This window comes from Comamonas nitrativorans, assembly GCF_042654765.1.
GTDB lineage: Bacteria > Pseudomonadota > Gammaproteobacteria > Burkholderiales > Burkholderiaceae_C > Comamonas > Comamonas nitrativorans.
In genome coordinates this window covers 1-760 of record NZ_JBHSEW010000031.1, presented here as the reverse complement: position 1 = coordinate 760, position 760 = coordinate 1, and the positions used below count along the sequence as shown (strand labels likewise).

The 760-nt window shown below is 63.9% G+C and carries 1 protein-coding gene; it reads right to left on the bottom strand.

Annotated features, from left to right (window positions below):
* Window positions 1-704, bottom strand: a 704-nt coding sequence (locus ACFO3A_RS15660; RefSeq protein WP_377728234.1) for an IS5 family transposase, incomplete at its 3' end; no start/stop codon positions are given.
* Window positions 705-760 lie beyond the last annotated feature (56 nt).

Genomic DNA, 760 nt, shown 5'->3' with positions numbered 1-760 from the left:
CGCGAGAGCCTGCGGAACCTCGCCAGCCAGCCGAAGCTGCGCTCCACCACCCAGCGCCGGGGCAGCAGCACAAAGCCTTTTTTCGCTTCGGGCAGCTTCACAATCTGCAGGTCAATCCCGTTATCCTGCGCCGCCTTGGATGCAGCTTCACCCGTGTATCCCTGATCAGCCCAGGCCAGTTGCACTGTGTGGCCCGTGGCCTGCTGCACGTCTTCGCACAGGCGCTGCACCTGAGCACGCTCTTGCTCGTCGGCTGGCGTGACATGCACCGTCAGGAGGTGTCCTAGGGTGTCCACAGCCATGTGGACCTTGCTGCCACGCTTGCGTTTGTAGCCATCGTAGCCAGCACGCGGGCCGCTCTCGCAGCTCGATTGCAACGTGCGCCCATCCATCACCACGGCGCTGGGCTGGCCCTGGCGACCTTGCGCCACGCGAATGATGGAGCGTAGATCCGAGACCATCGCTTCGAAGCAGCCTGCATCCAGCCAGCGGCGGCTCTGCTGATACACCGCTTCCCAAGGCGGCAGATCGTTGGGCAGCATCCGCCAGGGCGCTCCCGCACGCACCAGCCAGCGCAGGGCGTTGAAGACCTCGCGCAGATCGTGCTCACGCTGTGGAGCGTGCTGGTCCATCAGGGTCAGGTAGGGCGCAGCGAAACTCCATTCTTCATCGCTGACGTCCGTCGGGTAGGGCTTGCGGCGCATCCGCAAACTCTACCTGCGGCTTCGCGCTCACACAGCAAAGTTCATAACAGGCTCTA